Consider the following 26,728-nt stretch of genomic DNA (forward strand, 5'->3'; position numbering starts at 1 on the left):
CGCAGCGCACTGGCAGCGCAAGGTACTTGGCTGACTTCCCCCTGAAAATCAGCAGCAGAATCCCCGTATTTATAGAAAGAGAGCAGCCTAACTCAGTCCCTATCCTATGAATAGCTATTCCTCTACCTATTCTGCTAAGCAACGACGAAGCAAAATAGGTAGAGGACTAGCTGTCTCTGGGAATAAGTGACTCTGGCAGACGTAGGAGTAACTTTTATTAAGGTGTTGCTTTCAAGCGCCCAATTAGGTTGCCTTACTTCACTACAGCCTGCTTACTAACGGAGCGGCCAAACTTAGTGGGGAAGTACATCATCTCCGCCTTGGCGGGGTTGATGGTGTAGCGTCCCCGGTAGCGGGGCTGCAGGGCCACCCGGAAGGTGTGGCGGCCGGCAGGTAGTACATCCATAAAGATGCCCACTTGGTGGCGCAGGTATTCGCGGTGCACCTCGAAGTAGTTCCCGCGCTCCTTCTCGCCGTAGGAGCAGCCAGCCGGGATGGGCACTTCCAGCAGCACGTAGCGAGCCTCGGCCGGAACATCCACCGTCACAACCACTTCAGTGGGTTGCCCGGCTTTAAGTTGCACGCGGCTTCCCTCCTGCCCAGCTACGGTCGTGCGCACCCGGAAAGGTGTGGCTTTGGCCTCGGGAGTAGGGTTCCAGTACGACTGGTAGGCAGTGGCATATATCGGCAGCCCCCCTTCTTTGCGCAAGGTAAGGGCACCAGCCGCGGCAGGCACCGTGGCAGTGAAGGGAAACGTGGTGACTTCCTGCGCTAGGCTGCCCCGGAGCTGGGCATGGGCCATGAGTCCTCCGCTGCCTGGCACCAACAGCTCCGGCAGGATGGTTTCCAGAATCTGCGCGGCTTCATAGGTGCTGCTCCAGTGCCCCGCCGTGGTGCGCTGGTTGAGCAACCAGGTGCGAATGCGCATTAGCTCGGCCTGCTGTTTTCCTTGGGTGCGCAGCAGCTTGTAGGCCAGCAACGTAGCTCCTAGGCGGTCTGGCAGCAGGTAGCGGTAGTAAGTGCCCGGGCGCAAGGTATCGGCGTAAAACACACCTCCCAGCTCAGTGCGCACGCGGTAGCGGCGCAGCGTATCCAGCTGATACGGCATGCCTACTTGTTGGCGGAGGCTGGCCAAAGCCAAATAGCGGTCAAGCGGTTGGCGCCCTGTTTGCTCCCGCTCCAAACGTCGTACGTAGGTCGGGAAATCGGGAGTGGCACCCAGACGGTGTAATACCTGCAGCAGACGAATGCGGTCATCATCGGAGCGAAAATACAAGGCGTCGAGGCCCTGGCCCGCGGGCGTGAGTGATAAGGAAGTTCGGGTATGCGCATCGGCGAAGGCATAATCTAACTGCTGCAAGAGAGGCTTAATGAGCTGCGGCTGATTTAAAGCTACTTTGTAGCCTTGCTGCTGGGCTTGCAACAGGGCTTCGAGTACGTGCAGCGTGGCCCAGGGGCTTCCCGGTGAGGTAGGCCACGTACCCCAGATTCCTTCGGGCTGGTGTCGGCCTTCCAGCAAGCGCCGCACCAGGCGGTTAACGTCACGGGTGCCAGTGAAAGGCTGGTGCTGCAAGTCGCGCACGCGCTGCTCCAACAGCAGGGTCTTGAGTTTGGAGGCAGCCTGCTCATTGCACAGGTAAGCGTAGCGCTGCACGTGGCGAATTTCCTCTAGCAGAGCGGGCAACGGGTCGCTTTCCAGGCGTATGGTTACGGGTCCCAGCTCCGGGCGGGCGGGCCAGGTCACGGTGGTATCCGTAGCCGTGAGTACGGCAAAGGTTCCTACCTGCTCCAGACTGCCGGCCGGCAACACCGGAATGGTCCGCAGCTCCCCATCCTGGTAGCCGTTGGGCTGGCGCAACCGGAAGCTCACCTGCACCGAGTCGGTGTCAGTGCTACCCGGAGCCGTCAGCGTGAGCGTATCAAGCACGGCGGTAGCTACGCGGTGAGCTTGGGTGCGCTCGGGCCCCTCACCTACCCGAAAGGAGGTAGTAACCTGCGCGGTATCGGGCAAGTAGTTAAGCGTTTTGCCAACCACCTGCGCCTGGTCGCCCCGAACAAGGAAGCGTGGGGTAGCCAACTCTCCTAGCAAAGCCTTGAACGAACGAAGCAGGGCACTGGTGCTGCCCAAACGGCCGTGGTCGTCGGAAGCTAGCACGAAGGTATCCCAGCCGGTAATATCATCGGGCACGGTAACGGTGGTACGGGCCTGCCCCTGCTCGTCGGTGACCAAGGTTGGACGCCACCAGCCCGTATCGGAGAAGCGGCGGCGCAGAGATAGGCGCGGGTCGCGCTCAGCCACGGGCAAGCCGTCGGGTCCCAGAACGTCGGCGGCGGGGTGCAGGCCACCGGGCGTCCGCCCCGCAATGCCTTTTTTGGTGGTGATGATAACAACCCCGTTGACGGCCCGAGACCCAAACGTAGCAGCGGCTTGCTCCCCTTTCAGCACCTTTATATCCGCAATATTCTCGGGGCTGATGTCGGCTATCTGGCCCGCGTAGGGTAGGCCATCCACGAGAAGCAACGGTTGAAGGCTACCTACGACGGTGCTGCTTCCGCGAATTAGCACGGAGCCCCCTGCTGCGCCCGTAGCTCCGTTGATTTGCACCCCAGCAACTTTACCCTGCAAAGCGGTAGCTGCTAAGGTGGCAACGGAGCCCGTAACAGCGGCCCGCTGGCGTTGGATGCCGTAGCCGGTTACTACTACCTCACTTAGTTGCTTTGTATCGGCCGCGAGGCTCACCTCCAAGTCACGCCCATCGGCGGGCTGCTCTACCATCTGATACCCAACGGAAGAAAACAGCAGCTTGCCCCCGGTAGGCGGTACCGATAAGGTAAAGCTGCCATCGGCACTTGTGGCAACCCCAATGGTAGTACCCTTCAACAGAACCGTTACGCCAGGTAGCCCCTCCCCGCTGGCCCGGTCTAGTACCCGACCGCGCACGGTCAGCCAGCCGGGTTGAGGACTAGCAGGAACCACTACCTGAATCTCGCGGCGTTCCTCCCGCATTTGCTTGGAGGCAGCCGGGAGCTTGGGTAAACGCTCCTGCACTAAGCGCACAAAGCGCCGCCGTAGCGTCTTAGCCCCGGCCACTGCTGGCAGCACATCCGTGCGCTGCAGTTGCACATAGGTAGCGCCGTTTGGCTGAATCATTACTTCCGTAGCGGGAGCTAGCACAGAGCTATCGGCCAGCAGCAGCGCCAGGCGGTAACGGCCCGTAGGCAGGGCGTGAATGGTCTGGGGCAGATTGCGCTCCAGGCGCACAAACTTAGGGTCGGTGGGCCGGGTAAGCAGGGTGTAATACGCGGTGGGCAGGTTCTCCCGCGGGTTCGGGGTAGGCTTCGGCAGACGCACTATCAAGCGGCCCAGGCCCGCGGGCGTATGTCCAGGGGTAGTAAGAAGGGGCTCCGGGCGGGGCGCACGATAGTAGTTAGTAGCGGGGCGCGGCTGCATATCCGCCTCGGTATAAGCAAAGTCGGCCAAGGAGAACTGCGTGAAGTCGAGGGCTTGACCAAGCCCACCGAATTCGTTGCCCTGCAGGCAGCGCAATTTCAGCAGTCCTGGTTCTAGCGTGTAGCGGTAGCGGGGCTCCAGCAAGAAGCGGCGGCGCAGACCGTCCGTTCGTCGTAGCAACACGGAATCGGGCCGGAAAGGGCCACCTATGTGGTAGGGGCGCCGCTCAGTGTAGCTGTGGTAGTAGAAGTTGGACGACGAGCCAATACTAGCCCCCTGCCGGCTTACAGTGGGTCGCCCAGCGCCCAGGGGTTGCAAGCGGTTACCCTGGCGGAGCAGCACCCGCTCATCCTCCTCTTCTTTATCCACGAGTAGCAGGAAGCGCTCCAAATTATGCTGCTCCTCAACGCTAAGATTGCCGCGCTTTTCTACAGTCAACTCATGGCAGGGACGGTTGGGGTCGATGCTGAGGGTAAGCTTCTGCAAGTGCCGCAGGTGCACATTGTGCAGGGTTACCAAGCGGTTGGGGGTGCGAATGGCCACTTGGTGAAAGCCACTATCAGCTACCAACGCGAAGGGTTCTTCCCGGTTCACGGCCGCCACAAATACGGGCACCCCATCCACGTACACCGCCACCGTGGGCTGCACCCGCCCCGAATCGACCACGAAGGGCGAGAACTGAGTGATACCCCCCGGGGCAGGCTGGTACTCATAGAAGGCACCATAATCGGGGTACAAGAACTGGTAGAAACGCAGGGAGTCTAGCCCGAGCCGCCGTCGCCAGCCACCCCAGTCCAATTTTTGTCGGGTGGCTGCCGCGGGGTCGTTGCCGAAGGCGGCACCCAGCTGAAACCGGCGCCGCGACAGACGGCCCGTCACCGGCGGCTCGAAGTTGGGGAGCTCCGGGGTGGATGGCTTCTCAAACTTACTGGTGTAGGCATAGGCCGTGAGGTCGGTGCGGGGCACGGGCTGGCCACGGCCGTCGCGCACGGTATAGCGCAGCTCTACTTGCTGGCCGGGGTACACTACCTCGGGCTGCTCGGCTTCCACTACCAGGCGGTGCTGAGGAAGCGGCACATTGTACTCCGCCGCCTGCAGCTCGCCCGCCCAGAAGTAATGCACCGACACGTACCAGGGCTCGGCTCCCGGCGCGGCGCGGCGCTGCTGCAGGGTACTCCCAAACCCCCGATCCACTAGTTCGTTGCCCCGGTACAGGTAGTACCAGAACGCGAGGCGGCGCGGGTTTTCCATGGCCAGCACCACAGAGTCGGGGGTGCGGTCGGAGCGCAGAAGCAGCCCGGCATCGTCTTCGTCCAAGTCTAGCGTAGCTCCCGGCCCTGCGCATCGCGGAGGCGGTAGCCAGTGGCACGGGCATCCACAGGAAAGGCAATGGGCAGCTGCACAGCCCCCCGCACCGGAGGCGCTGCCTCGGTAGCCTGCAAGCCTAGTACGTCCAGCGTGGCCGCGTGGGGTTCAGCTTGGTCGCCTACGAGGTAGCGGGCCACTACGGAGTCTTGCCGCAGCTCCAGGATAAGGCGGCCGGCGTCTAGGGTGTAGGGTACCGCTAGGGTTTGCTCGCGCCGCTCGTTGTCGCCGTTGAGAAAGGCAGCCCGCACCTGGTAGGTAAGGTCGGCGGCGGGAAGCACGGTGGCGGGAAGATTGAGGCGGGTTTCCCCAGTAGCATCAAGCGTCAAAGCTTTGGTCCAGAGTGTATCGGGCACAAATACCTGCCGCCCCGCGAAATACCCCACCGTGCCCTGGGGCGTTACGCTTAGGCGCACCCGGGCATCCAGCAAGTTGAGGTCATTGGCGTCTTGCCCCCGCAGAAAAAGAGCTTGCGGCGTGCCACGGCGGTGGGGCGTGGCGGCGGCACGCAGGGTGTAGCGCGTGTTCTTGAGTTCGTAATCTTCGTAGCGGAAGCTGGTGCTGAGGATTCCCTCCTCGTTGGCGTCTTCATGCTGGGGGGCAACCAAGCGAAGTACCACTGTTTGATCGAGGCGCAGGCCTAGCGTATCGCCCAGGGGCAACTGATACTCATAGGTGCCCGGGCGCACCGGCAGCAGATGAGCCAAGGGCTTCGTCCGGCCGGTGCCATCCAGCCACAGGCTCAAGGGCTTGCGGTAGGGTTGCCCATCGGGGCGGTGCAGCACACGAGCCTTTAGGCGCAGGGTGTCGCCGGGGCGGTAGCGGGGTTGGCTAAGCACGAGGTAGCCCGTCCACTGGTGGACGGCCGCGGCCCGCTTCTCTTCGCGCCTGGCTTGGCGAGCCCCGCGAACATCGGCACTAAAAGGGGAGCGAAGCAGCCCTACTAGGCCCGTGTTGGTGTAGGACGCGTGGCGAAGCTGACCAACCAGACTACGCACGGCGCGCGTGAAATACCCCAACGGAAATCCATACAGCACCCGGCTGAGCACACGCTGCACCGTCCAGGGGTAACTGTACCGGTGGGCCTGCGGGAACTGCTGCTCCAGAGCGTAGTACGTGGTGCTTCCCCCCTGCTCCACGGCCAGAAGACCGGCCCGCCCAGCCTTGTCCGCCAGCCGGTAGGTATGCGTGGCAGCGTCGTAGGGCACTACTTGAGGGCGCTGACCACGACCCAGCCACACCCGCGCGTCGGGTAGCAGACGGCCCAGGGAATCGCGCACTACCAGCGTGAGGTCCACTTGGTTGTCGAGCACGGTAAGTTGGCGGTTTGAGACGGTACGCAGCCAGTATACCAGCTCGGGGCCTTCTGTATGCGCAACCAGGTAGTAGCCGCGCGACAAGGGCCGGCGCAGCGCCAGTTGCATGCTATCGGTAGGAAAAGAGTCGACGGGCTGCGCAAAAAACGCGGGCTGCACGGCACGCAGGTTGTTCTCGTACAGATGGCGCGTTTGGTCGGCCGTGAGGCGAAATACCTTGGTAAGGTAGCTACGCGAGCGGGCACCGGCCAGGCGTTGCTGGGCGGAAGCCACCCCGGGCAACAGCAGCAGCAGGCACAGCCGAACTAGCAGGAATTGAAGACGGTAGGTGTGGAACATAGGCCAGATGAAATAGGATTTCTATTTCGTCAGATGCCCCGTAGCGGCTGATTCCACACACCAGGCCAGTTTTTTTTCTATTCGCTACCATTCTGGCCGAACATTTGCCTGCTTTTGTCATATTTTCGCCCCCCGCTGCGGTTTTACTCACTTCTTATATGGCAAGATTTTTTCTTATTTTCTGGCTCGTGCTCATGGCCTTAGTCGACGTGAGTCCGGCCCTGGGGCAGGCGGGCCCGGCGGCTCGCGCAAGATGCGCGGTAAGGTGTATGTGCACCGGCCCAACTACAAGACGTACAGGGGCGGGGGCCGCAAAGCCCGGCGCAAGCGCACGGCACGCTACCGGCAGCGTTGGTACCAGATCTGGCGTAAGCGGAAGAAAGCCACCACGCCGGCACCCAAACGCTCACGTAACCAAACGCTTGGCTCCGGGGGGCAATAGTCGGGTTTCGTTAAGAATTTCTTGAATACCAAAAAGCGCTTTCCTAGCTAGAAAAGCGCTTTTTGGTTGGGGCAAAGCTAGCCGAAGCTGAACCGTGAAACGAGTAAACCGCTACGCACTACAATTTTTTGGGTTGCAGGCAAGTTATAAGCGCACACTAGCCTTGTTGTTGTATGCATAGAATCCTGCTCCTGTTTTTCGCGCTGCTGATGGTCAGTGGTGTTGAGTCGGCTACGGCAGCCCGCCCTACGGCCTATGCCCGCGCCAAAATGAAGGCCCGCGTGTTTACGCACCGCCCTTTTTACAAAAAGTACAAAGGCAGCAAAAAGAGCAAGAAGCGTAGTTTGTTCCGTAAAAAGGCAGGGTCCAGCAAGTCTACCTACCGGGTTGGGCGGCACTCAACGCGCTAGAAACCAAGCTACTTTCAGCGCTTCCACCATGCCCTGACCTCCCCTCTTGCCAACAAGCGCAACGGGTGAGGCCAGGGCATTTCTCTACTTAGCATACCAGGTCTGCCGCACCTGAAGCAGCAGTTGCTCGGCTCGTTGCTTGTTGGGTGCTTCGGGCAAGGAGGAAGCGGCAAACGCGGCCTCCACCCTTTCTACCAGGGTTTCGGCTTCGGCTATTAACTGTTCGTAGGTAAACTCGCCCCGGCGAATTTGGAGCAGGAACTCCCGATCAGGGCGGCGCACGTGGAGCTGGCCGGTAATAGCAATTTCCTCGGCCATGCGCAGAAGCCGAAATACGTGCAGCATGTTTTTGGCGTCGTAATTCCTGCCGTGCTGCACGGTGTTCTGGTATCGTTCGGCGTTACGTTTGGCTACCCAGTCGTGGTACTCGCGGTAAACCCGGCAGTACGTGCTATACCCATTGCGGTTGAAATTGAGGTAGGTCACGGGCGTTTCCCCCTTCGGAATGGCCGACAGCTGTACATCCTGAGAGGTTTCTACTTCGCGTACCAAGCCACGGTAGCCGTGGTGCTGGTCGTCCGTTGCATCCACGAACAGGGCGTATAAGTCGGTGAGGTTGCGCACGTTGGAGAGGCCGCACTGCGCGGCTGTGTAGTGCTGGCGGACCAGCCACGTAGCCACGGGCTGCGCCCCGGCGCCTACCGTCACGTAGCAAAAGTCCAGCACCGATTTGCGCGCGGGCGGCTCAGGGTGGTTAATTTTCTTGTTCAGCCCCCGCGCTTTGCGAATCTGAGCTATAGCATATTCGGCAAAGCTCTGGCGGCATAGCTTAGAAAGAAAATCTTCGGCTCGAAACTCTTCAAACAGCGGGTGACGAAACACTACGCAGTCGGCAGGGGTGCCCAGCAGCTCCAGCACCGTTGGGTTGCTTTTTAGCAGCAACTCCACAAAGCGACGCAACTCATAAAACACTTCGTCGTTGGTTTCATTCGCTACCTGCGGCACATAATCGAGGCCATAAAACTCGGTTTCGGGCAGGATGAAGACACCTTTCAGATCGGTATCTGAATGCGGCAAATTGGTACCATAGGCGCGGCTACCGCTGATGGCTTCGAAGAGGATAAGGCCGCGCTGACGCAGATCGGCAATGGTAAACATAGCAGAGACTAATGAACTTTGGAGCCTATGAGGCTCAGGTGTATTTGTTGGTTCTATAACGCGGCCTGGGGCCACAGCCACGCTTGGAATAGCTTGTTCAGTACCGGGGTGGGGTCGGGCAGCCGCTGCATAGGCAAGGTGCTACGGGTCAGTACAGCGGTGGTATACTCTTCCTGCAGAAACGCCACCAGCACCGCGGGCAGCGGCACGGTCATCTTTTCATCGGCAGTAGCTTTTACGGCAAGCAGCTCGTCTACTACCTCATTAAACGCCGCAGGCAGCACCTCTCGCAGTTGCTGAAAGGCCATGGGCGGCGCTACTCCAGGTTGCTGTTGAATCCAGCGGGCCGCCAGCGTGGAACGGAGGGTGTAAAACAGCCGCTTCAGGCGCCCATCCACTCCCACCAAGTCCTCTTCCACCCCGCGTCGTACCAGGCCCAAATAGTGATGCAGCCCGGCTCGGGGGTTCCAGCAGCTTTCCAGCAGCGGCGCCACGGCCGCCCGGAAGCCCGGCACCTCCTGGTATACCACCGGCGACTGGAGCCACTCGTACAGGACCGCGTTGGAGCCGCGCAGTAGCTTCAGGGCCTTGCGCAATTCCCAGCCGGCCAGATCCAGCTTTTCGTCAATAGGAAAGCTGAGGGTGTCCGGGCCCTCGTCCAGCGTGAGGTACCACTCGGGTGGGTGCACATACACAAAACGCACATCGTAGTCGGAACCTGGGGAGGGAAAGCCCCAGGCGCGGCTGCCCGCCTCGCACGCATACAAAATACGGACGCCATGGGTAGTTTCGAGCTGCGTGAGGGCCGTTTGGATGCGCGTATACACGGGTAGAGGCAAAGAAGATAAGACGTTCCGTTTGCTGCAAGGTAGAGCCCAACGCCTCATTTATTCGCAGAACAGTTAAACGGTGGGCACCGCAATAGCTGCCACCGCCCACCTCAAGTACCCCCAACAAGCTACGGCTGACAGGGCGTCAAACCGAAGCCGATACGCCCAGCAACCGAAGAAGAGTGGTTCGCTAAGAAGAAACTCAGGAGGCAAATATTCCCTAATTGAATTGCTGGTAGAGCGCGCGGCCGTAGGGTTAGCCAGGAATATCTAGTAGTATTGAAAACCCGAACTTAGGTATTGCTTTACCTTTTTCGGGCACCGCATTCCCGCTCAGCACCCTCCACAACCCCAACGTACCCATGTCGTTTTCCTTTCAGCAGTTGCTCTCGTGGCGTCAGGTAGCGCCCGCATGTTTGCTTGGCGCAGCGCTAACTGGCTGCCAAACCCAGTCGGCCACCACCACGGCGGCGGCTCCGGCCGCTACTGCCGAAGCTACCCAGCCAGCCGCCGCTAGCCCGGCCATCAGTGCCGCCACCATTGGCAAATACCTACAGGAGGTGTCTTCGGATGAGATGATGGGCCGCAAGCCATTTACCGTGGGCGAGGAGCGCAGCACGAAATACCTGGCAGATCAGTTTCAGCGCTTGGGCCTGCAACCAAGCCCCGATGGCTCCTACTTCCAGCCCGTACCGCTGGTAGAAATTACGGGCACGCCAAGCCCTACCATGCAAATCAAGGGCAAAGGCCAGAACCTGAGCTTCCAGTATAAGACAGACTTTGTGGCCTTCACCCAGCGCGAGCAGCCCCAGGTGGCCGTTACCAACTCGCCGCTGGTATTTGCCGGCTACGGCGTGGTAGCCCCCGAGTACGGCTGGGACGACTATGCTGGCCTCGACGTGAAAGGCAAAACAGTAGTAGTTCTCGTGAACGACCCCGGCAACGCGGGCAACGACACTACCTTATTCAACGGCAAGGCCATGACCTACTATGGCCGCTGGACCTATAAATACGAGGAAGCCGCCCGCCATGGCGCCGCCGGCCTGCTCATCGTGCACGATACCAAGCCGGCCGCCTACCCCTGGTCGGTAGTGCTGAGCGGGGCCATTAGCCCTAAGCTGCGCGCCCAAACTGCCAACAAAGGCGCCGATAAGTGCGCCCTGGAAGGCTGGCTGACCCTGGACGCGGCCAAGAAGCTGTTTCAGGCCGCCGGTCAGAACTATGACCAACTCTACGCCGCGGCCAACTCTAAGGGCTTTAAGCCCCGGCCCCTGGGCGGCCTCACGCTCTCGACGAGCATTCAGAATAAGCTGCGCCGCCAGACCTCGCGCAACGTGCTAGCCGTGCTGCCCGGCACGACCCGCGCCAACGAGTATATCATCTACTCGGCCCATTGGGACCATTTTGGGGTAGGCAAAGCCATTGCTGGCGACTCCATCTACAATGGGGCCGTAGATGACGGCACCGGCCTAGCCGCCCTGCTTAGCATTGCCGAGGCCTTCCAGCAGGCCAAGGAAAAGCCTCAGCGCAGCATCGTGTTTCTGGCCGTAACAGGTGAGGAACAGGGCCTGCTGGGCTCGGCTTACTACGCCCAGCACCCGCCCTACCCCCTCAACAAAACCGTGGCCGACCTGAATATGGACATGCTCTGGCCCTACGGTGAGATGAAAGACCTGACGGTTATCGGCTACGGGCAGTCGGAGCTGGAAGACTATGCCCGCGCCGCCGCCAAGGAGCAGGACCGCTACATCCTACCCGACCAACAGCCCGAAACCGGCATGTTCTACCGCTCCGACCACTTCAACTTTGCCCACGTGGGCGTGCCCTCGCTCTACGCTAGCGGCGGCTTCGAGAGCCGCACTAGTGGCAAGGCTACCATTGCTCAGCAGCGCCAGAACTATACTACCAATATGTACCACAAGCCCGCCGACCAGTTTGACCCCAGCTGGGACCTCTCGGGCATCGCCCAAGACGCCCAGCTTTACTTCCGAGTGGGCCAGCGCCTAGCCGCCGAAACCACCTTCCCGCAGTGGCGCGCCGGCTCCGAGTTTAAGGGCGCCGAGATAAGAGCATGGGCGGGCAGTAAGTCAAGGCATCCGTCAAGTGCGCATTCCAAGCAGCCGGAATAAATTGCACAAGACATTACATACTGTGAGAGAGCATAGCCGAAGCATCTTTTTTCTGTTGCTGATCAACTAACCTAGTAAAGCAACGAAACAAATAGAGATACTTCGGCTATGCTCAATAGGATGACCCACTGGCTTCCTAGGTAGCTTTATAAACATATAGTGAAGGGCTACATAACATAAGTCCCACCCCAACCAACCCTTTGTTCGCAATCCGCATCTTCGCCTCATGAAGAAACTCGGATTACTGGTGTTGCTATTCATTACTGCCCACGTGGCTCGTTGCCAAACCGCCGCGGCCCTACTCCCCGATTCCGTGCAAGCCTTCCTCGACAAGAGCCTGACGCTGCTGGAAACGTACTCGCTGGAGCGAAGCACGGTAAATTGGCCCCAGTTGCGCCAGACAGTGCAGCAGAAAGCCCAGGGCGCGCAGTCGGTGCGGGGTTTGCTGCCGATTTATCCGTTTGTGTTCGAGCAACTCAAGGACGACCACGGCTGGCTGACCTACAAGGGCAAAACCTACAAGTGGCGCAACACGGCCCGCCCTGCCTACTCCAATACCGCCGTGAAGGCGGCGCTGGCGAAGAAGCCCGGCGTGCTGGTGAAGATGCTGCCCGGCAACGTGGGCTACGTGCAGTTGCCGGGCATCAACGCCGGGGGCAGTTTGCAGGCCATGCGCGACGCGGCCAAGGTGGTGCAGGACTCCCTCTGCCGCTTCAACCCTAATAAAGCCACGGCCTGGATTATCGACCTGCGCCTGAACGACGGTGGGGCCATGGCCCCCATGCTAGCAGGCATTGCCCCCATCATCGGCGACGGGTACCTGGGTGGCTTCGTGGACAAGGACGGCAAGCCAGACCAGCAATGGTACCTTAAGCAGGGCAACTTCTACATGGATACCCTACAGGTGACCACCTTACAAAACCGCTGCCCAGCAAAACGGACCGACAAGCCAGTGGCCGTTCTGCTCAGCGGCCTAACCGCCAGCTCTGGCGAAATTGTCGCTATCAGCCTTAAGGGCCGACCCAACACACGGTTTTTCGGCGAGCCGACTTACGGTGCCACCACCGCCAACGAAAGCTACAAGATCAGCAGCACGGCCTACCTCACCGTGGCCGGCACGCAGGAAACCGACCGCAACAAGGTAGTCTACCGCACCAACGTCGCGCCCGACGTGCTCATCTCCGGCGGCGACAACTTCGCGGACTTCAGTCAGGATGTCAAGGTAGCGGCGGCGCTGAAGTGGCTTAGGACAACCAGAAAAGCATCAAGAACACATTAAAAATGCCTTTACTGCACTAGTTGCACCTCCACTGAATCAGCCACTTGATAGCTACTATCGGCCACAGGTAGGTGAGTTGGGTCGTTGTAAGGCCTAGACACAGTTTGGTGGCTCCAGTTAATTTTAACGGCCTCCTTACTTGTGATGTATAGGCAGCAGGCTTCTACTTCTTCGATAGAGTTAAAACTGATGAGAGCAACATTAGACCCGTACACCGTAGTTACGGGCTGATTGCCGGACACCTCCGCATGAAATAGCGGATCTACCACCCGGAAGGTGTTGTTCTGCCAGGTCGCCAGAAAACTCATGCTGCGCCAGTGCACCAGATATATCAGTCGGTGGCCTAGTGGGAAGACAGACTCCACCAGTATTTGTTGATAGTCAAATAGGCTCTTACCTTGACTTAGCTTGGCGTCATAGCTGACGGAAAAGTCCCGCTCCTGGGGTTTATTTTTCCCAACCCAGCGCGTTAATTCCGTGGTGGGGCTATCAATCTGCTGCAATTCCGCAGACCCTAGCATGTGGCCTAGCGAGGATAGAAGGAGATATTTACCGTCGTGCTTTACCACAGCATCCGGGCAGGTAGCGCGGGCTAAATAATAAACGTGCTCCTGCTTATCATAGAAATAGGCCTCACCACCCCACTCACCGTTGCACTTCGTACACACTATGTACCGAGCATCCTCGAACAGCTTGGGCTGCTTGCTCAGTGGCACGGGCTTCAGATAAGGATGCCAGACCTCTTGGCTGAAGGAAACGTAATGGCCGCTGGTAGTTAGCGCAACTAGTTGACTATCCAGCACCCAGTGATAGGCAAACTTGCGGGTATTCAATTTCTGCTCCAAATCCTGGTTCCGCTCTAAGCCTGGCAGTTGGTAACAGGCAAAGTACCCAGGGTGGAAAAGCGTAATCAGGTTACCCTGATAAATAACGGAAAACGACAGCGGGTAAGGAGCCGTGGAAAACGGATTTCGCATGACTACTTCTCGCTTACGCAGTCCTAGCGGATGCGGGGCAAACTCAAGCTTGAAGTCAGCCGCTGCTTCTCCCTCATACACCACTGGCAGCAACGGACTTTCTTCCTCATGTTGACGTTGAATCCACTGAAAATGCGTCAGTATCTGTTGAAATTCTGGCGGTAGTGTGTAGTAGCGGTTGCGTAAGGCAATACCTGCCTGGGAGCAGAGCATGCAAGCGCCAATTGTCACAACCAACAGCACACCAAGCCCAACCCAAGGTGCTAAAATTCTTTTCATGAACAGTAAAGGCGCAATGGAGGCCCACTACCGGAAGCCGACGGTAAACTCCTTCATTGGCGATGCTACGGGGAGAGGCACTAAAGCCCCGAATACCCCGTTGGGCGCAGAAACATGATGTCGATGTGCGACACATTGTTCTGGTACTCGGGCAGGCTGGACAGTTTCTTCCACTCGGGGTCGTTGCCGAAGGATTTCCAGTGAGCTTCCCGCGCTTGCATGTTCGCAAACGAGGTCATGTATAGCAGGTTTGGCATTTTCGAGCCGAAGAGCACCTCCCCATAGAAGATGGCATTGAAGCCCAGGCGGGAGAACAGCTTGATTTCCCCACCGGCGTTGAACATCTGCACTTTGTTGCGGAAGATTTTCTCGCTGGCGCCCTCGTAGCTCCGCAATTCATACACCCGTTCGTTTTTGGGTGCCTCGAGCTGCGGGGCCACTAGGTCTGTCATTTGCTCAAAGGGTTTGATGAAAACGGTTTCTAGGCGGCTATAAGCCGAATTAGTATGGGCCGCATTCACGTAGCCCCCCCCAGTAGCCAGCAGTTTCGCAGTGGTTTCCTGGCCCACTTTTTCCCATTGCTTCAAGGACGAATATGGGGTCAACACATAGATTCTTCGATCAGCGGCCGTGTCGTTGCCGATGGGCTTGAACACACCAATTTTAGTAATGCCGGCGGTGCGCAGTGCGGGCATATATTGGTTCTGTAAGAAACTATCAATTACGGCCTCCTGCCGGCTGGTTTTAAGGTGGTACACCTTGAGCTCCAGGTAGGCAGGACGCGCCGCGAGGGCAGTACTGGCCGCGTTTCCCCTGCCCATTCCCAGGAGCAAAAGAACTGTAAAAATCAGAAAGTGAAGCGGTTTCATAGCTAGCAAGTAAAAAGGCTGAATGAGCCGAAAGAAAATTAGATTAGGTAAGCGCAGCCCTACTACTCATAACCGCGGGTCCACGGCCTCGCTCTCCAGCGCCAGCACGCCAAATACGCACTGGTGCACCTCCCGCAGCGGGGCTCCTGCCACGAAGCGCTCCAGGCCTTCTACGCCGAGGGCAAATTCGCGCAGGGCCAGGTTACGCTTAGACTTGACGGCCCGTTCGCGCAGGCGCTCCAGGTTGCCAGGCAGCAGGTAGTCGGGGCCGTAGATAATGCGCAGGTACTCGCGGCCGCGGCATTTGAGGGCCGGCTGCACCAAATGCTGGCGGCCACTGGGGATGAAGTCGTAGGGCTTTACTACCATGCCTTCGCCGCCGGCCGCCGTGAGGTCAGTCCACCACTGGGTAGCAGCTTCTACGTCGGCAATGTCTTGGAGGTGAACCACGCGGTAGGGCGTGGCGCGCAGTAGTTCTTCGTCGGCCAAGCAGATAGCACGCAGGGTTTCCATATGCCAGGCGTGGTCCTTGTCGAAGTAGGTATGCCCCTCGGTAGCCAAGAGGTGGAAAGGAGCCAAGCGCAGGTCAGAGAGGCTTTCCACAGGCCAGCAGTAGCGACGGTAGGCTTCAGCGTAGTGCTCAGCGGCCGTTTGGCGGGCAGTGGTGCGTGCGAGCAACGCCTCTACTCCATCGAGGCCGCGGGTGGTGGCTTGGCTGAGCACGGCCACGGCTTCGGGTAAGGCGGCCGTAGCAGCGGCTGCAACGGCCGCGTACTGGTTCTTGACCAGTTCCTGGGCCTTAGCCGACCAGGGCAACAGTTCGGCATCAAGGCATAGCCAATCAGTATGGAATTTCTCCCAGAACCCAGCCGTGGTGAGGGCATTTTGCAGGCGCGTGAGAAAAGCCAACTCCAGCGTGGCATCGGTGAAGAAGTTGCGGCCGGTACGGGTGTAGCACCGGCCCGGCCCCTCGCCCACTACTCCAAAACGACGACGTGCGGCTTCTTCATCCCGGGCCAGCACTATTACCACGCGGCTACCCATGTGCTTTTCCTCGCACACCACTCGCTCTTGGCCCTGGCGGCGGAAGTAGTCGAAGGCTTCGGCGGGATGCTCCAGCAAATCGGGCAGCGCCGAAGTTTCTGAAGGGCTCATGGTCGGTGGCAAGTAGAGCAGCCACTTCGGGTTCAGGGCAAAGCGCGACATCACTTCCAACGCCGCCGCCGCATTCTCTTCCCGAATGGTAACGGAGGGTAACAGCCGCGTTTTAATGATTTGCTTGCCCGTCACGTCGCGGATGTCCAGCAGGTCGTCGTGCTGCTGCTGGGCCGAAAGTTGGGCTACATCGGCGGCTACTTCGGCCGGACGAAGCGGACGTACCGGCTCGCAGTACACCTGGGCGGCGGGCACGGCCACCAGTTCCCGCTCGGGGTAGCGCAGGGCCGTGAGGTGGCCTCCAAACACGCAGCCCGTATCAATATCAATGGTGTTGTTGAGCCATTCGGGGTCTGGTACGGGTGTGTGGCCGTACACCACCATCGCGCGCCCTCGGTATTCTGAAGCCCAGTTGTAGCGCACGGGCAGGCCAAATTCGTCGATTTCGCCCGTCGTCTCCCCAAACAGGGCAAAGGCGCGCACGGCACCCGAGCCCCGGCCCTGCATCTCTTCGCGCATGCCAGCGTGGGCCACCACCAGCTTACCGCCATCTAGCACGTAGTGGCTCACTAGCCCGTCCAGAAACTGACGCACCTGGCTCTTGAACGCCTCCGACTCAGTAGCCAGCTGAGCTACCGTTTCTGCAAAGCCGTGCTTTTCGGCTACCTGCTTGCCGTTGAGGTAGCGCAATAGCTTAATGTCGTGGTTGCCGGGTACGCATAGCGCTTGGCCGCCCTGCACCATGCTCATCACCAGGCGCAGTACTTGCGGCGAGGCGGGCCCCCGGTCTACCAGGTCGCCCAGAAACAGGGCACGCCGGCCGGCTGGCGCCGTTACGTGCACGCCCAGGTCGCGGACATCCTCCGTAGGGTTGGTGTGCACCACGTAGCCCAACTGGGTGAGCAGCGCCAGCAGTTCGTCGTAGCAGCCGTGCACGTCGCCAATGATGTCAAAGGGGCCAGTGTCTTGCTTGCGGTTGCTGTAGAGCGGGTCGCGCACGATGGTTTGCACGGCGTCAATCTCTTCCGGCCCGTGCAGGTGGTAGATATGGCGGAAGCCTTCCTGCTTCAGGAATTTGAGGCTGCGGCGCAGTTGCTGGCGCTGCTGAGGTACTACGTGGCGGCCCAGGTGCTGGCGCTCGGCGCGGGCCCGGTTGCGGTCCTCAGCTACGCGGTCGGGCACGTCGAGGATAATGGCCGTGGGCAGCACGTGGTAGTCGCGGGCCAGCTGCACAAGCGTTTTACGAGCCTCAGGCTGCACATTGGTGGCATCTACCACCGTCAAGAGGCCCCGCTTAAGACGCAGCCCCACCATATAGTGTAGTAGGGCAAAGGCATCCGGCGTAGCGACTGGTCGTTCTCATCGTCAGCCACTAGGGCCCGGCACTGGTCCGACGACACAATTTCGGTAGCCTGAAATAAGCGACGGGCAAACGTACTCTTCCCCGCCCCCGAGGTACCAATGAGCAGCACCAGGGAGAGTTCGGGGAGTTTAAGGGAGGTATAATGGGGCATTACGTGGTTGAGAATATCTAGTAGCAGGCGTAAGATTAGGCACAATTACCCACTACTGCATATTGGGTAACGGTAGGTAAGCCATTTAACACGCTTACGTACGGAGAATATAGACTCTTGCCAACCTAGCACCACAAGTTTACGATCTGTAATTCGCTGAGGGTCATTTTAGGTTCTGCTACCTTCCCGTCACTCGGTACTCGACTCGTCGGTTGAGCTGGCGGGTGGCTTCCCGGTCGTTGCTGGCGCGGGGCTCGGCACCACCTAGGCCCAGGCCCGTGATGCGGGCTTCGGCTACGCCGTGGTGCACGAGGTAGGATTTCACGGTGGCTACGCGCCGCTCGCTAAGCTGCACATTTTTCTCCGCGGGGCCCACGTTGTCGGTGTGGCCGCGCAGCTCAATAGTGAGGCTGGGAGTTTCTAGCAGCAGCTTTAGTAGTCTTCGCAGGGCGGGATACGACGTTGACAGCAGCCGGGAGCTTCCCTGCTCAAACTGCACTTTGTCGAGCCCCAGGGTCGTACCCACAGCAAGGGGTTGCAGTAGAATATCCTGCACGTAGGGGCCACGGCGCGGGTGGTAAGTGCTATCCAGAGGCAGATAGCCGGCCAGTTGCAGATGGGCGGCCACGGCGCGGCCGGGGTCTACCAGAAACGAAAATACTCCCTGGGCCGTGGTGAGAACCGTGGTTTCGGCACCGGCCGGCCCTAGGCGCAGCTTCGCTTGGGGTAAGGGCTGAAGCGTAACGGCGTCCAGGATTCTACCCCGCCAGGTACCAGTAGTAGGTGGGGGTGGCGGCGCAGATACGGCGGCTACTTCGGCTCCCGAAGAAGCCGGCCGCAGCAATGCGCAGCCGGCCAAATCAGTGTAAATACCGCGCCGAACCAACTCGGCCTCGCCCCGGCGCATGTCTACTCGGTAGAGGCTTTGGGGCCCGCCATGTACAGCCAGCGGCGCCCCGCTCCATCGGTCTGAAATAGTAAGTCGCTGTAGCCGCCCCGTTCCGGGAGGCCCGTGAAGGTAGTTAGGGCGGGAACCGGCTGGCGGGTATCCAGGTTCACGCGCATCACCGAGCCGTCGGTACTGTACACCTGATAGAGGGTGCGGTTTTCGTCGAGGCAGAAGTTGCCGTGGGTGCCGGCGCCGGTAAAGCCAATGGTGGAATAAAAGGGTGCTTGCCGTAGGGGGTCCGTGGTCCAGAGCGTGGTTACGGCTCCGTCAACGGGATTCACCTTCACCAGCTTGCTCGCGTCGGAGGTCATGAAGTACAAGCTCCCTTGCACATCGGTGGCCGCCGAAATCCACACGTTTTCAAGACCTTGGGCCGGTAGGCGCCACGGGGTGTATTCGCCCTTTCTGGTAGCGGGATTGTAGCGGTACACCCGCTCAGGAGTATTAGTTGGCGATTTGGTGACGGAATACAGGCAGTTGTCGAAGCCCTTGGCCAAGGCGTAGGACTGAAACGGCAGCACGCGCCAGTGCACCTTGGGTCGGGCCGATAGGTTCGCCGCCGAAAACTCGTGGATGGTTTGGCAGTCGTCTTCCCAAATAGCGTTATCGGAGCGCAGGGCAGCAATGGCGTACATCTTCTCATCGCATGATGACGACGAGGCAGCCGGCTGCTGAACGCGGGGTGCCGTGCTCACGAACCGGAACGACTCCAGCAGTTTCTCCCCTTCCGCCAGGTAGCGGGCATCCTGGACGGTAGCGGCCCGGTACTCCAGCGCAACTGCAACGCCCTGGCGCCAGATCCGGCGCCCAACCACGCGGGTGCGGGGCGCCGGGGCGGGCGAAGCAGCGTAGGTGTACTGGTACTGCACTTCCTGCTGGCTGCCCGCGTCGTGCTGCATTAGATAAACTACCTGCGAGTGCGGAAGGCGCTGAATCTGATGCCACACGGAATCCTGATGGTTGCGCAAAAGCACGCCACCAAGCTTGGGAGGCGGAGCAGGCAGCGCAAGGCGCCGAATAGTGACGGTGACGGGGGAAGGCGTTGCGGCGGTGGAGAAAACCACTTCTCCTAACTCATTGGTTGGGAGGCGCCGCCAAGAGCTGAGGTACATGAGCTGGTAATGCGCCGCCGTATCGGCGTATACGCGCGCCGGCTCCTGCGCGGACAGCTTCAGCCAGCAAAGCAGTAACGCCAGCGTCAGCAAAACCTTCATAAGCAAACTAGTGAGCAAAGGAAACTGCCTTAAATATAAAAGGCAGCAGCTCCTTCTCACTACTACTCCCCTGCCTACCCGAGGAAAGTAGTAGATATACCCAGCGTTTACTGCTCAAATACGGCCAACTGGGAAGGCGCCCCCACTTCCGCCACCTCCGGCCCCAACGGCTCTATCCGCACGCGGTAGCCATGCCGGCCAGCCACACCAGCTGCCCACTCCGCAAACTGAGCTCGCGTCCACTCGAAGCGGTGGTCCTCGTGGCGATACTCGCCGGCGGAAAGAGTTTCGTAGCGCTGGTTATAGTCGGCATTGGGGGTAGTAACGAGGACGGCACCGGGGCGGGCGCGGGCAAACACTACCTGCTCAAAAGCCGTCAGGCGACTTTCATCCAGGTGCTCGATAACTTCTACCACGCAGCGGCATCGTAGCCAGCTAGGCGCGGGTCGTGGTAGAGCACGGAGCCCTGGGTGAGTGTCAATCGCTCGCGCTGGCGCGGGGGCATTTCAGCTACGTGTAGGCGCTGCTGGGCCCGCTCCAGCTCCCGCCACGATACATCCAGAGCCAAGATGTGCTCGATGTGCGCAGCCTTCAGTAGGCGCCGGACCAGCTTGCCTTCCCCGCACCCCAGGTCTAGCACTCGCTTGGCGCCAAGACGACTGATTTCCTCCGCTACCCGGTCGAGGCGCAAATCATGCAGGCTCAGCCTTTCGGCAGGCCCAGCAGCAGCTTCTGGCAACGACAGCGGGCCAGCCGTGGTGTCAGCCTCCGCTTCAGCAGGAATTGGAAGATCATCTGTTGCCGCCTCATCACCGGCTAGTAGGCGCTCCAAGGTTGGGTTTACATACTCCGCAAACCGTAGGTAGCGGCGAGTAATAAATTCCCGAGCGGGATGCTGAGGCAACCACTCCCCACCTCGGCGCAGAAGCTTCTCAGCTTCCTCCCGGTTAACCCAATAGTGCTTGTCGCCCCGGTCTAGCACAGGAATCAGCACGTACAGGTGGCTGAGCATATCGCGCAAGCGCAGGCCAGTATGGCGCAGGCGCAGCGTATAGTAGCGGCTGTTGCCCCACTCCGGTACGGTGGGGTCGAGGGGGTGCGCCTCCGTTTCCACGGTGTACCCCAGAGGGGAAAATAAGGACCCGAGCTGTTCGGCACTGGTGGCAGGAATTACGGCTACGGTAGCTTCCAGCGGAAGCAACTGCTCGGGTAATTCAGGCCGGTCCTTACAAGTACCATTCATGGCCGTGTTAAACGCCTTCGACAGGGCAGCACTAAAGAAAGACGAGGCCACGTAGGGCCGGTCGTTGACGTACTGCTCCAAGGCAAATCCTTCGCCAGCTGGCCCACGGTGGTTACGCACAAGCCCAATCGGGTCTACGTCGAGCAGCAACGCCACAGTGCAGCGCTCAGCGGTGGCCTCAGGGTAAAAAATATGCGCCTGTCCGGCGGCTACTTCCAACGTCTGAAGGCGAGCTGGATTTTTATGCAGCAAGTAGCCGAGGTCGGTGGCTGGCTGGTGAGTAGTAGTGATGGTAAGCAGCATCTGAAGTATAGCAACGCAAATAGCACACGGCACCGCAGCTATTCAGCCGTAGGCCGCGGCAAGATACGAGTTTGCAATTTTTCTGACCCTAGATACGGTGAATGATCCAATGACAATTCATATCAAAGTAGATAACCAAAAGAGTAATAATACACCTTTTGGATTAATGGGCAAGTTCTTAATTATCAGCATAAAACAACCTGATTTTATACATATGTTTTATAGATATTATTATCATTTGTATAACTATAAACATGTTGTATTTTATGCATTTGAGCAAATACTATTTCTACTGTTCATCGCGTTCAGCTAGTAGTATGGATGCCAGTCCGAAGGTCAGTTGTTCGATACGAACATGGCGCAGACCCGCCGCGCGGCACGCACTTGCTACCTTGTCGAGCGCAGAAAATTCACTGGCGAAATGTAGCAAGTGCGTGTGCGCCAAAATTGGCCCTCCGAGCAGGCGCAATAAATAGTTGCAGCTCCGCAGATACCCAAGGCAGAACGCCCGGCGCCAGCCCCTAGCGGGCACCGTTAATTCAAGCAGGGCCACCGTACCACCCGGTGCCAGCAACCGCATAATCTCCGCGGCTAAGGCGGGGTAGTCGGTTGTGGGCAGGGTTTTCAAACCAAATGCACTTACAACCACATCGGCTGTTGCGGAGGCTAGGCCGCTGCTACAGGCATTAGCGGCGTGCAGACTTATGCGCTCAGGGTTTGGTAGGGTGTCTCGGTGGCGAGCGGCCCCTGCCAGCATACGGGCTGAGAAATCCACGGCGCGGACTCGTCCATTTTCACCTAGCTGCGGCAGTAGTAGGGTCCACAACTCCCCGGTACCAGTCATCAAGTCTACTACTTTCTGCCCAGCTTGGAGGGGTAGGCGCGCCACCATTTGCCGGCGCCACCGTTCAGTAAGCCCCCCAGAAAGTATCGATTGCAAATGATAAGTGCTGGCGAGGCAATCAAACAGATTGGGCATGGAGCCACCATCCTCTTCCGGATAGGCGCCTAGGGTCTGGGGAATTCCGGCCGTAACAGAGACCTGCGTTTCCTCTCCTACGGCTACTAGCAATGGATTCTCACTCATGTTCGGCTTGCTGCTGAATGGTGACCAATACCCGATCATGCATGTCGTTCAGTAGGTAGTCGCTCCAGAGCTGCCAGTAGCGACGGGGGCCAATGCTGTGTTGGTAGACGGTGCGGGCTTCCAATAGGGTGCGTCCGCCGGGCAAGGGCTGCAAACGAAACGTGCCCGTCTCTACCCGGAAGTAGCCATGCAAGTGCGGGGCGTGAATCTGCGGATAAGGACTCAATTCCTTCATGGGCGCTGGCGTGTTGGGCACAGCAAACTGCAGTTCTCGCTCCGGCACCCACTGCGTAATTGGTAGGTTGGTCACCGCGTTGCCGGAATAGGCCACGGTAAGTTCCCGTTGGCCCGTTGGCGTAGTGCGCAGGGCCGTCTTGGTGGGGTAAACCACTCCCGCCCGGAACAGTATTCCTACCCGGGCGGGGTAGTGCACTGGCTGCAAGAGCGCCGCCCACACCCGGGCAGGGCTAGCCTTTACCACGCGGCGCGTCACAACTTCATGGGGTAGCGGCGGAGCTGCCGTTCGGCATTCATAGGACTGTAACGCCGGGTACACCAATACCACGGCCGCCAACACCGGCACCTGTCGCCGAGAGTCAGTCCCAACTAGAACCAAGATGGCTTCTCCCATTCCGGCCCCAATCAGCGCCATTACCAGCCCAACCGGGAATGCCATTACTACACAAATAAACCCTTCTATACCCCCCATGATCAGCAAGCCCATCGTGCAAATCAAAGCCAAGGTAGTAACGACTGCCAGCGCCGGAGGAAAGATGCGCGCCTGCTCGCGTGACCGATCCATATTGTATAGAATAGAGGCTACCAGCCCGCAGATAATAGGCGAGACTATAAATAGGCTCCAGCCGTAAGCTTGGTAGCGCTGCGTGGAAAGGGCCATCAACAACGCTCCCACTGCGCCGGCCCCAACTACTGCTATAATAGCGCTTTTAGTGGCCGACACAACCCGCGGCTGGCGGGGAGGGTGTTCAGCGGGGGGCAGATCATTAGAGGATGGATCGGCAAATGGTTTGAGAGGGTCGGCAGACATAAGATTGTAGAAATAAGGGTAAATGCGTGGGGCACTGGCACTATTAAAGTTCGGGCTTGCGACGAGTGGGATTGACGGAAAAGCCAGGCCCAAATGTATTCTTAATTTCAATAAATATTGAAAGTTTGAACATTATTATTTACCCCTTCGATGCTAGGTCATCACATGGCGCCTAGCATAGGCCAAACCCTTACTACTTCCATCAAAGCCTACTAGACTGATTTGCGGGTGCTTATAGCTGATTGTACACGCATTCTTAACTGTGGTGGAGTTATTGCAAGTAGCGGGCTCTCGGCCACACAACAGGAAGTTAGTGGCCTATAAACATTTGGATTATATGTACTACCCAGCCCATTACACAATTCGACTAATTTAAAACCATTTGGACATACAGTGTATCGCATCAAAATTATGCCCCGCCCTATTTTCATTTAACTAATATCGATTTCTAGGGCCATAGTGCTCTGCCTAATAAGGTCATTATGATATTATTTTGCACAATATCAATACACCTAGCATTCATATTGTAATCAAAACGCGTCGTTTGATATAGCCTTCTACTACTCAACCCTACTCTCCTGAACGACACTATCCTCTCACTAGTCAAGTTTGGCACGTTGTTGGCCGAAATGCACTAGCTGCCGCCTATTCGTTTCCTATCTTTGCACCCATCGAAATCCCCCCTGAGTTGCTTACTGCTTTTATGAAAAAACTTATCCTCCTTTCAGTTCTGATGCTCGGCGCACTGGCTTCTTCGGCGCAGTACATGCCCGGCAAGCCACGCAAGAAATATACTTTCCCCAAGAAAGACGAAGAGAGCCCCTACGTACTCAATGTAACCAAGAACACCGACGAGGATGCGGAGGTAGATGCTTGCGTGACCCGCGTAGCGTACCGCCCCTACGCCGAGCTACTCACGGAAATCAATGAGCTGAAGCGAATGAATAACTGGGCAGACACTACCTACCAGCGCCGTTTCCAGCAATTGCCGGCCGGGGGACAGCTCACGGTCACAATGTATCGCCGGGGAGCGGCCAACGCTGACCCCGCCTACTTGAGCCTCGTGGCCAAGAACAAGGACGGCAAGGAAGTGCTGAACATGGCAGAACTGCCCGGCGGCCAAGGTCGCTTCTGGAACCGCGACCTATACATGAGCAAGCGCACCGTGCCTTTCACCAAAGTAGAAGGCCCCCAGGATGTCACGCTGACGATCAACGATGCGAAGACCAAGCAGAACTTTGAATACATTATCAAAGCGCAGTAAAAGCGGTAGCTTCTAGTGTTTCAATAAAGCAATGCCGCCGCGCCTTACGGGTGCGGCGGCATTGCTTTATTGGGAGTGCCTGAGTTTTCACTGGTGCTGTATACGTAAGCAAGTAGCCAAGGCAGGGCGGAGCCGCCAGACCTACCGTTTATGCAGCTGCACCCATTGCGCTGCGACTAGCGTTTTGGCGTCTGCAAGGCGGGCCTGCTTCAACTCTTCTGGAGAGAACGTGAGGATTTCAATCTTCTCGTTTTCCTCTGCTAGTCCCCCTCCTTCTCCCGGCTGGCGGCTGACCTCGGCATAGAAAATGGTAATCACCTCAGCGCTGGTACCGGGCGAAGGATAAATGCGGGCAATCTGCTCTAGGCGGTCTACATCGTAGCCCAACTCCTCATAAACCTCGCGGCGAATGGCGGCTTCCGGGCCTTCTTCCCCATCGACCATGCCGGCTGCTATTTCTAGCAACTCGTCTTCGGGCCCCACCCGGTATTGACGGGTCAGGATATACTGCTGCGTAGTCGTGTTCCAAACCAGCGCTGCTACCGCCGTACCGGGTTCAAACCGTTCCCGCTGCAGAACCTTGTCGCCATCTTGCACCGCCAACTGGCTAAGCTTGTAGTGACCATCGTAGGCAATTTTGCGGTCAGTGATATGCATAATAGAGGAGTTTTGTAAGATTTGTGTTGAATAAGTAAACGGAAAATGGGCGGGGTAGTGTTGGAAAGAGCGGAGCATTTTTGGCCGAACTGCCGCCAGCGAAGTATCCTTTTTGCTAGTCGCGCCCGCACTCCGTATAAAAACCCGACCTTTGCGGGCTCATCTATCTCCCGTGCCATTCTCGCCGTTGCGGGGCGGCCGCTTTTTTTCTCTTGATGTCGTTCGACGAACTAAACCTGATTGACCCTATCCTGCGTGCCTTGCACGAGGAAGGGTACACCACCCCCACTCCCATTCAAGAGCAGGCCATTCCGCAAGTGCTGGAAGGCCACGACCTCCTGGGAGTAGCCCAAACGGGCACCGGCAAGACTGCCGCCTTCACCGTTCCAATTCTACAGATCCTGCACCAAACGGCCCAGGTTGAGCGCCATGCTCCCGGCCGTATTCGCTGCCTCGTGCTCACGCCAACCCGCGAGTTAGCCATACAAATCGGGGAGAGCTTTGCCAACTACGGCCGCCACCTGCCCAAGCTTCGGCGCACCGTTATTTTTGGGGGCGTGGGGCAAGCTCCTCAAGTGCACACCCTCAAGCGGGGCGTAGAAATAATCATTGCTACGCCGGGTCGCCTACTTGATTTGATGAATCAGGGCTTCGTTGACCTACGGCACCTAGAAGTATTCGTGCTGGATGAGGCTGACCGAATGCTCGACATGGGCTTCATTCACGACATCAAGCGGCTACTACCCAAGCTACCGGTTTCGCGCCAAACGCTGTTTTTCTCCGCCACCATGCCCGGTCAAATTCAGGACTTGGCCGATACCATTCTTAAGCCAAACCCGGTTAAGGTGGCCGTTACGCCGGTGTCGAGCACCGCGGAAACGGTAACCCAGGCAGTGTACATGGTGGAGAAGTCTGACAAGCCGGCGTTGTTGGAGCACGTGCTGGCCGACAAGAACATCCGCCGGGTACTAGTGTTCACGCGCACCAAGCACGGCGCTGACAAAGTAGTGAAGACACTTGCAAAGGCTGAAATTCCGGCCGAAGCTATTCACGGCAACAAATCTCAGAACCACCGCCAGCGGGCGCTAACGAATTTCAAGGCTGGTACCACGCGCGTACTGGTTGCCACCGACATTGCGGCGCGGGGCATTGACGTGGATGAGCTAACTCACGTTATTAACTACGAAATCCCCAACGAGCCCGAAACCTACGTGCACCGTATTGGGCGCACAGGCCGGGCCGGGGCTAACGGTACGGCTTTGTCTTTCTGTGACGAGGAAGAGCGCGCCTACCTACAGGATATTCAAAAGTTGATTCGTCGGCAGATACCAGTGGTTGCCGAACATCCCTTTTTCTCTGCCAACGTGGCTCCCGTACCGCTATCAGGTGGCGCGCCCATTCAGCGCCCGAAAGGTCCTGCTGGGCGCCCACCGCGCCCAGGCCGGGGGCC

General features: G+C 58.6%; 19 protein-coding genes and 1 pseudogene. 6 read left to right on the forward strand and 14 right to left on the reverse strand.

The features are described 5' to 3' along the window. Positions 1-253 precede the first annotated feature (253 nt). Both VI25_RS13925 and VI25_RS13930 read right to left on the reverse strand, forming a co-directional pair. Positions 254-4,768 (reverse strand): carboxypeptidase-like regulatory domain-containing protein, encoded by a 4,515-nt coding sequence (locus VI25_RS13925; RefSeq protein ID WP_055562579.1) that lies wholly within the window; start codon positions 4,766-4,768, stop codon positions 254-256. A gap of 2 nt (positions 4,769-4,770) precedes the next feature. Beyond that, the gene (locus VI25_RS13930) at positions 4,771-6,471 is read right to left on the reverse strand and encodes a hypothetical protein (RefSeq protein ID WP_055562580.1); all 1,701 of its coding nucleotides are present in this window, start codon (positions 6,469-6,471) and stop codon (positions 4,771-4,773) included. 253 nt (positions 6,472-6,724) lie between these two features. Here VI25_RS13930 and VI25_RS13935 point away from each other — a divergent pair, with 253 nt between their 5' ends. Continuing rightward, positions 6,725-6,913 carry a hypothetical protein gene (locus tag VI25_RS13935; protein ID WP_045689342.1) on the forward strand — a complete coding sequence of 63 codons (189 nt, stop codon included), beginning with the start codon at positions 6,725-6,727 and terminating at the stop codon, positions 6,911-6,913. A 173-nt stretch (positions 6,914-7,086) separates the two neighbouring features. Continuing rightward, positions 7,087-7,323 (forward strand): hypothetical protein, encoded by a 237-nt coding sequence (locus VI25_RS13940; RefSeq protein WP_143437105.1) that lies wholly within the window; start codon positions 7,087-7,089, stop codon positions 7,321-7,323. A gap of 84 nt (positions 7,324-7,407) precedes the next feature. Here the strand turns inward: VI25_RS13940 and VI25_RS13945 are convergent, their stop codons facing one another. Together VI25_RS13945 and VI25_RS13950 are read right to left on the reverse strand one after the other, a co-directional pair. Continuing rightward, complete coding sequence (locus tag VI25_RS13945) at positions 7,408-8,481, reverse strand: DNA polymerase beta superfamily protein (protein WP_055562581.1); 1,074 nt, start codon at positions 8,479-8,481, stop codon at positions 7,408-7,410. 53 nt (positions 8,482-8,534) lie between these two features. Further along, positions 8,535-9,308 (reverse strand): DNA polymerase beta superfamily protein, encoded by a 774-nt coding sequence (locus tag VI25_RS13950; protein ID WP_052695352.1) that lies wholly within the window; start codon positions 9,306-9,308, stop codon positions 8,535-8,537. Between the two features lie 365 nt (positions 9,309-9,673). Here VI25_RS13950 and VI25_RS13955 point away from each other — a divergent pair, with 365 nt between their 5' ends. Further along, positions 9,674-11,440 (forward strand): M28 family metallopeptidase, encoded by a 1,767-nt coding sequence (locus VI25_RS13955; protein WP_045689345.1) that lies wholly within the window; start codon positions 9,674-9,676, stop codon positions 11,438-11,440. A gap of 226 nt (positions 11,441-11,666) precedes the next feature. Then, positions 11,667-12,719, forward strand: coding sequence for a S41 family peptidase (locus tag VI25_RS13960; protein WP_045689346.1), 1,053 nt, complete (start codon positions 11,667-11,669; stop codon positions 12,717-12,719). 8 nt (positions 12,720-12,727) lie between these two features. Here VI25_RS13960 and VI25_RS13965 read toward each other — a convergent pair whose 3' ends face one another. From VI25_RS13965 to VI25_RS14005, 9 genes and pseudogenes are all read right to left on the reverse strand, one after another. Continuing rightward, positions 12,728-13,975 carry a hypothetical protein gene (locus tag VI25_RS13965; protein ID WP_045689347.1) on the reverse strand — a complete coding sequence of 416 codons (1,248 nt, stop codon included), beginning with the start codon at positions 13,973-13,975 and terminating at the stop codon, positions 12,728-12,730. An 80-nt stretch (positions 13,976-14,055) separates the two neighbouring features. Then, positions 14,056-14,844 (reverse strand): NIPSNAP family protein, encoded by a 789-nt coding sequence (locus VI25_RS13970; protein WP_072144826.1) that lies wholly within the window; start codon positions 14,842-14,844, stop codon positions 14,056-14,058. A gap of 66 nt (positions 14,845-14,910) precedes the next feature. Further along, positions 14,911-17,513: pseudogene (locus tag VI25_RS13975) on the reverse strand (polynucleotide kinase-phosphatase). 178 nt (positions 17,514-17,691) lie between these two features. After that, positions 17,692-18,420 carry an OmpA family protein gene (locus tag VI25_RS13980; protein ID WP_055562582.1) on the reverse strand — a complete coding sequence of 243 codons (729 nt, stop codon included), beginning with the start codon at positions 18,418-18,420 and terminating at the stop codon, positions 17,692-17,694. Between the two features lie 2 nt (positions 18,421-18,422). Beyond that, a complete protein-coding gene (locus tag VI25_RS13985; protein WP_055562583.1) occupies positions 18,423-19,676 on the reverse strand; it encodes a hypothetical protein in 1,254 nt (417 codons plus the stop codon). A gap of 107 nt (positions 19,677-19,783) precedes the next feature. After that, entirely contained in the window at positions 19,784-20,092 is a 309-nt protein-coding gene (locus tag VI25_RS26985; RefSeq protein WP_236705062.1) for a hypothetical protein, read from the reverse strand. Further along, positions 20,086-21,222: a 3' terminal RNA ribose 2'-O-methyltransferase Hen1 gene (locus tag VI25_RS13990; RefSeq protein WP_236705063.1), complete on the reverse strand. Its 1,137-nt coding sequence runs from the start codon at positions 21,220-21,222 to the stop codon at positions 20,086-20,088. The genes VI25_RS26985 and VI25_RS13990 overlap by 7 nt, the downstream gene beginning before the upstream one ends. A gap of 289 nt (positions 21,223-21,511) precedes the next feature. After that, positions 21,512-22,309, reverse strand: a complete 798-nt coding sequence (locus VI25_RS14000) for a class I SAM-dependent methyltransferase (protein ID WP_055562585.1) — start codon at positions 22,307-22,309, stop codon at positions 21,512-21,514. Then, entirely contained in the window at positions 22,302-23,357 is a 1,056-nt protein-coding gene (locus VI25_RS14005; protein ID WP_045690064.1) for an SRPBCC family protein, read from the reverse strand. The genes VI25_RS14000 and VI25_RS14005 overlap by 8 nt, the downstream gene beginning before the upstream one ends. Positions 23,358-24,060: 703 nt before the next feature. Here VI25_RS14005 and VI25_RS14010 point away from each other — a divergent pair. Continuing rightward, positions 24,061-24,621, forward strand: coding sequence for a hypothetical protein (locus tag VI25_RS14010; RefSeq protein WP_045690065.1), 561 nt, complete (start codon positions 24,061-24,063; stop codon positions 24,619-24,621). A gap of 141 nt (positions 24,622-24,762) precedes the next feature. On the opposite strand, the gene VI25_RS14015 is transcribed toward VI25_RS14010, so the two are convergent. Continuing rightward, a complete protein-coding gene (locus VI25_RS14015; protein WP_045690066.1) occupies positions 24,763-25,278 on the reverse strand; it encodes an NUDIX domain-containing protein in 516 nt (171 codons plus the stop codon). Between the two features lie 215 nt (positions 25,279-25,493). Between VI25_RS14015 and VI25_RS14020 the strand changes: the two genes are divergently transcribed. Further along, a partial coding sequence (locus tag VI25_RS14020; protein ID WP_055562587.1) for a DEAD/DEAH box helicase occupies positions 25,494-26,728 on the forward strand: 1,235 nt, incomplete at its 3' end.

The organism is Hymenobacter sp. AT01-02 (assembly GCF_000961955.2).
In the GTDB taxonomy this organism is placed as follows: domain Bacteria; phylum Bacteroidota; class Bacteroidia; order Cytophagales; family Hymenobacteraceae; genus Hymenobacter; species Hymenobacter mucosus.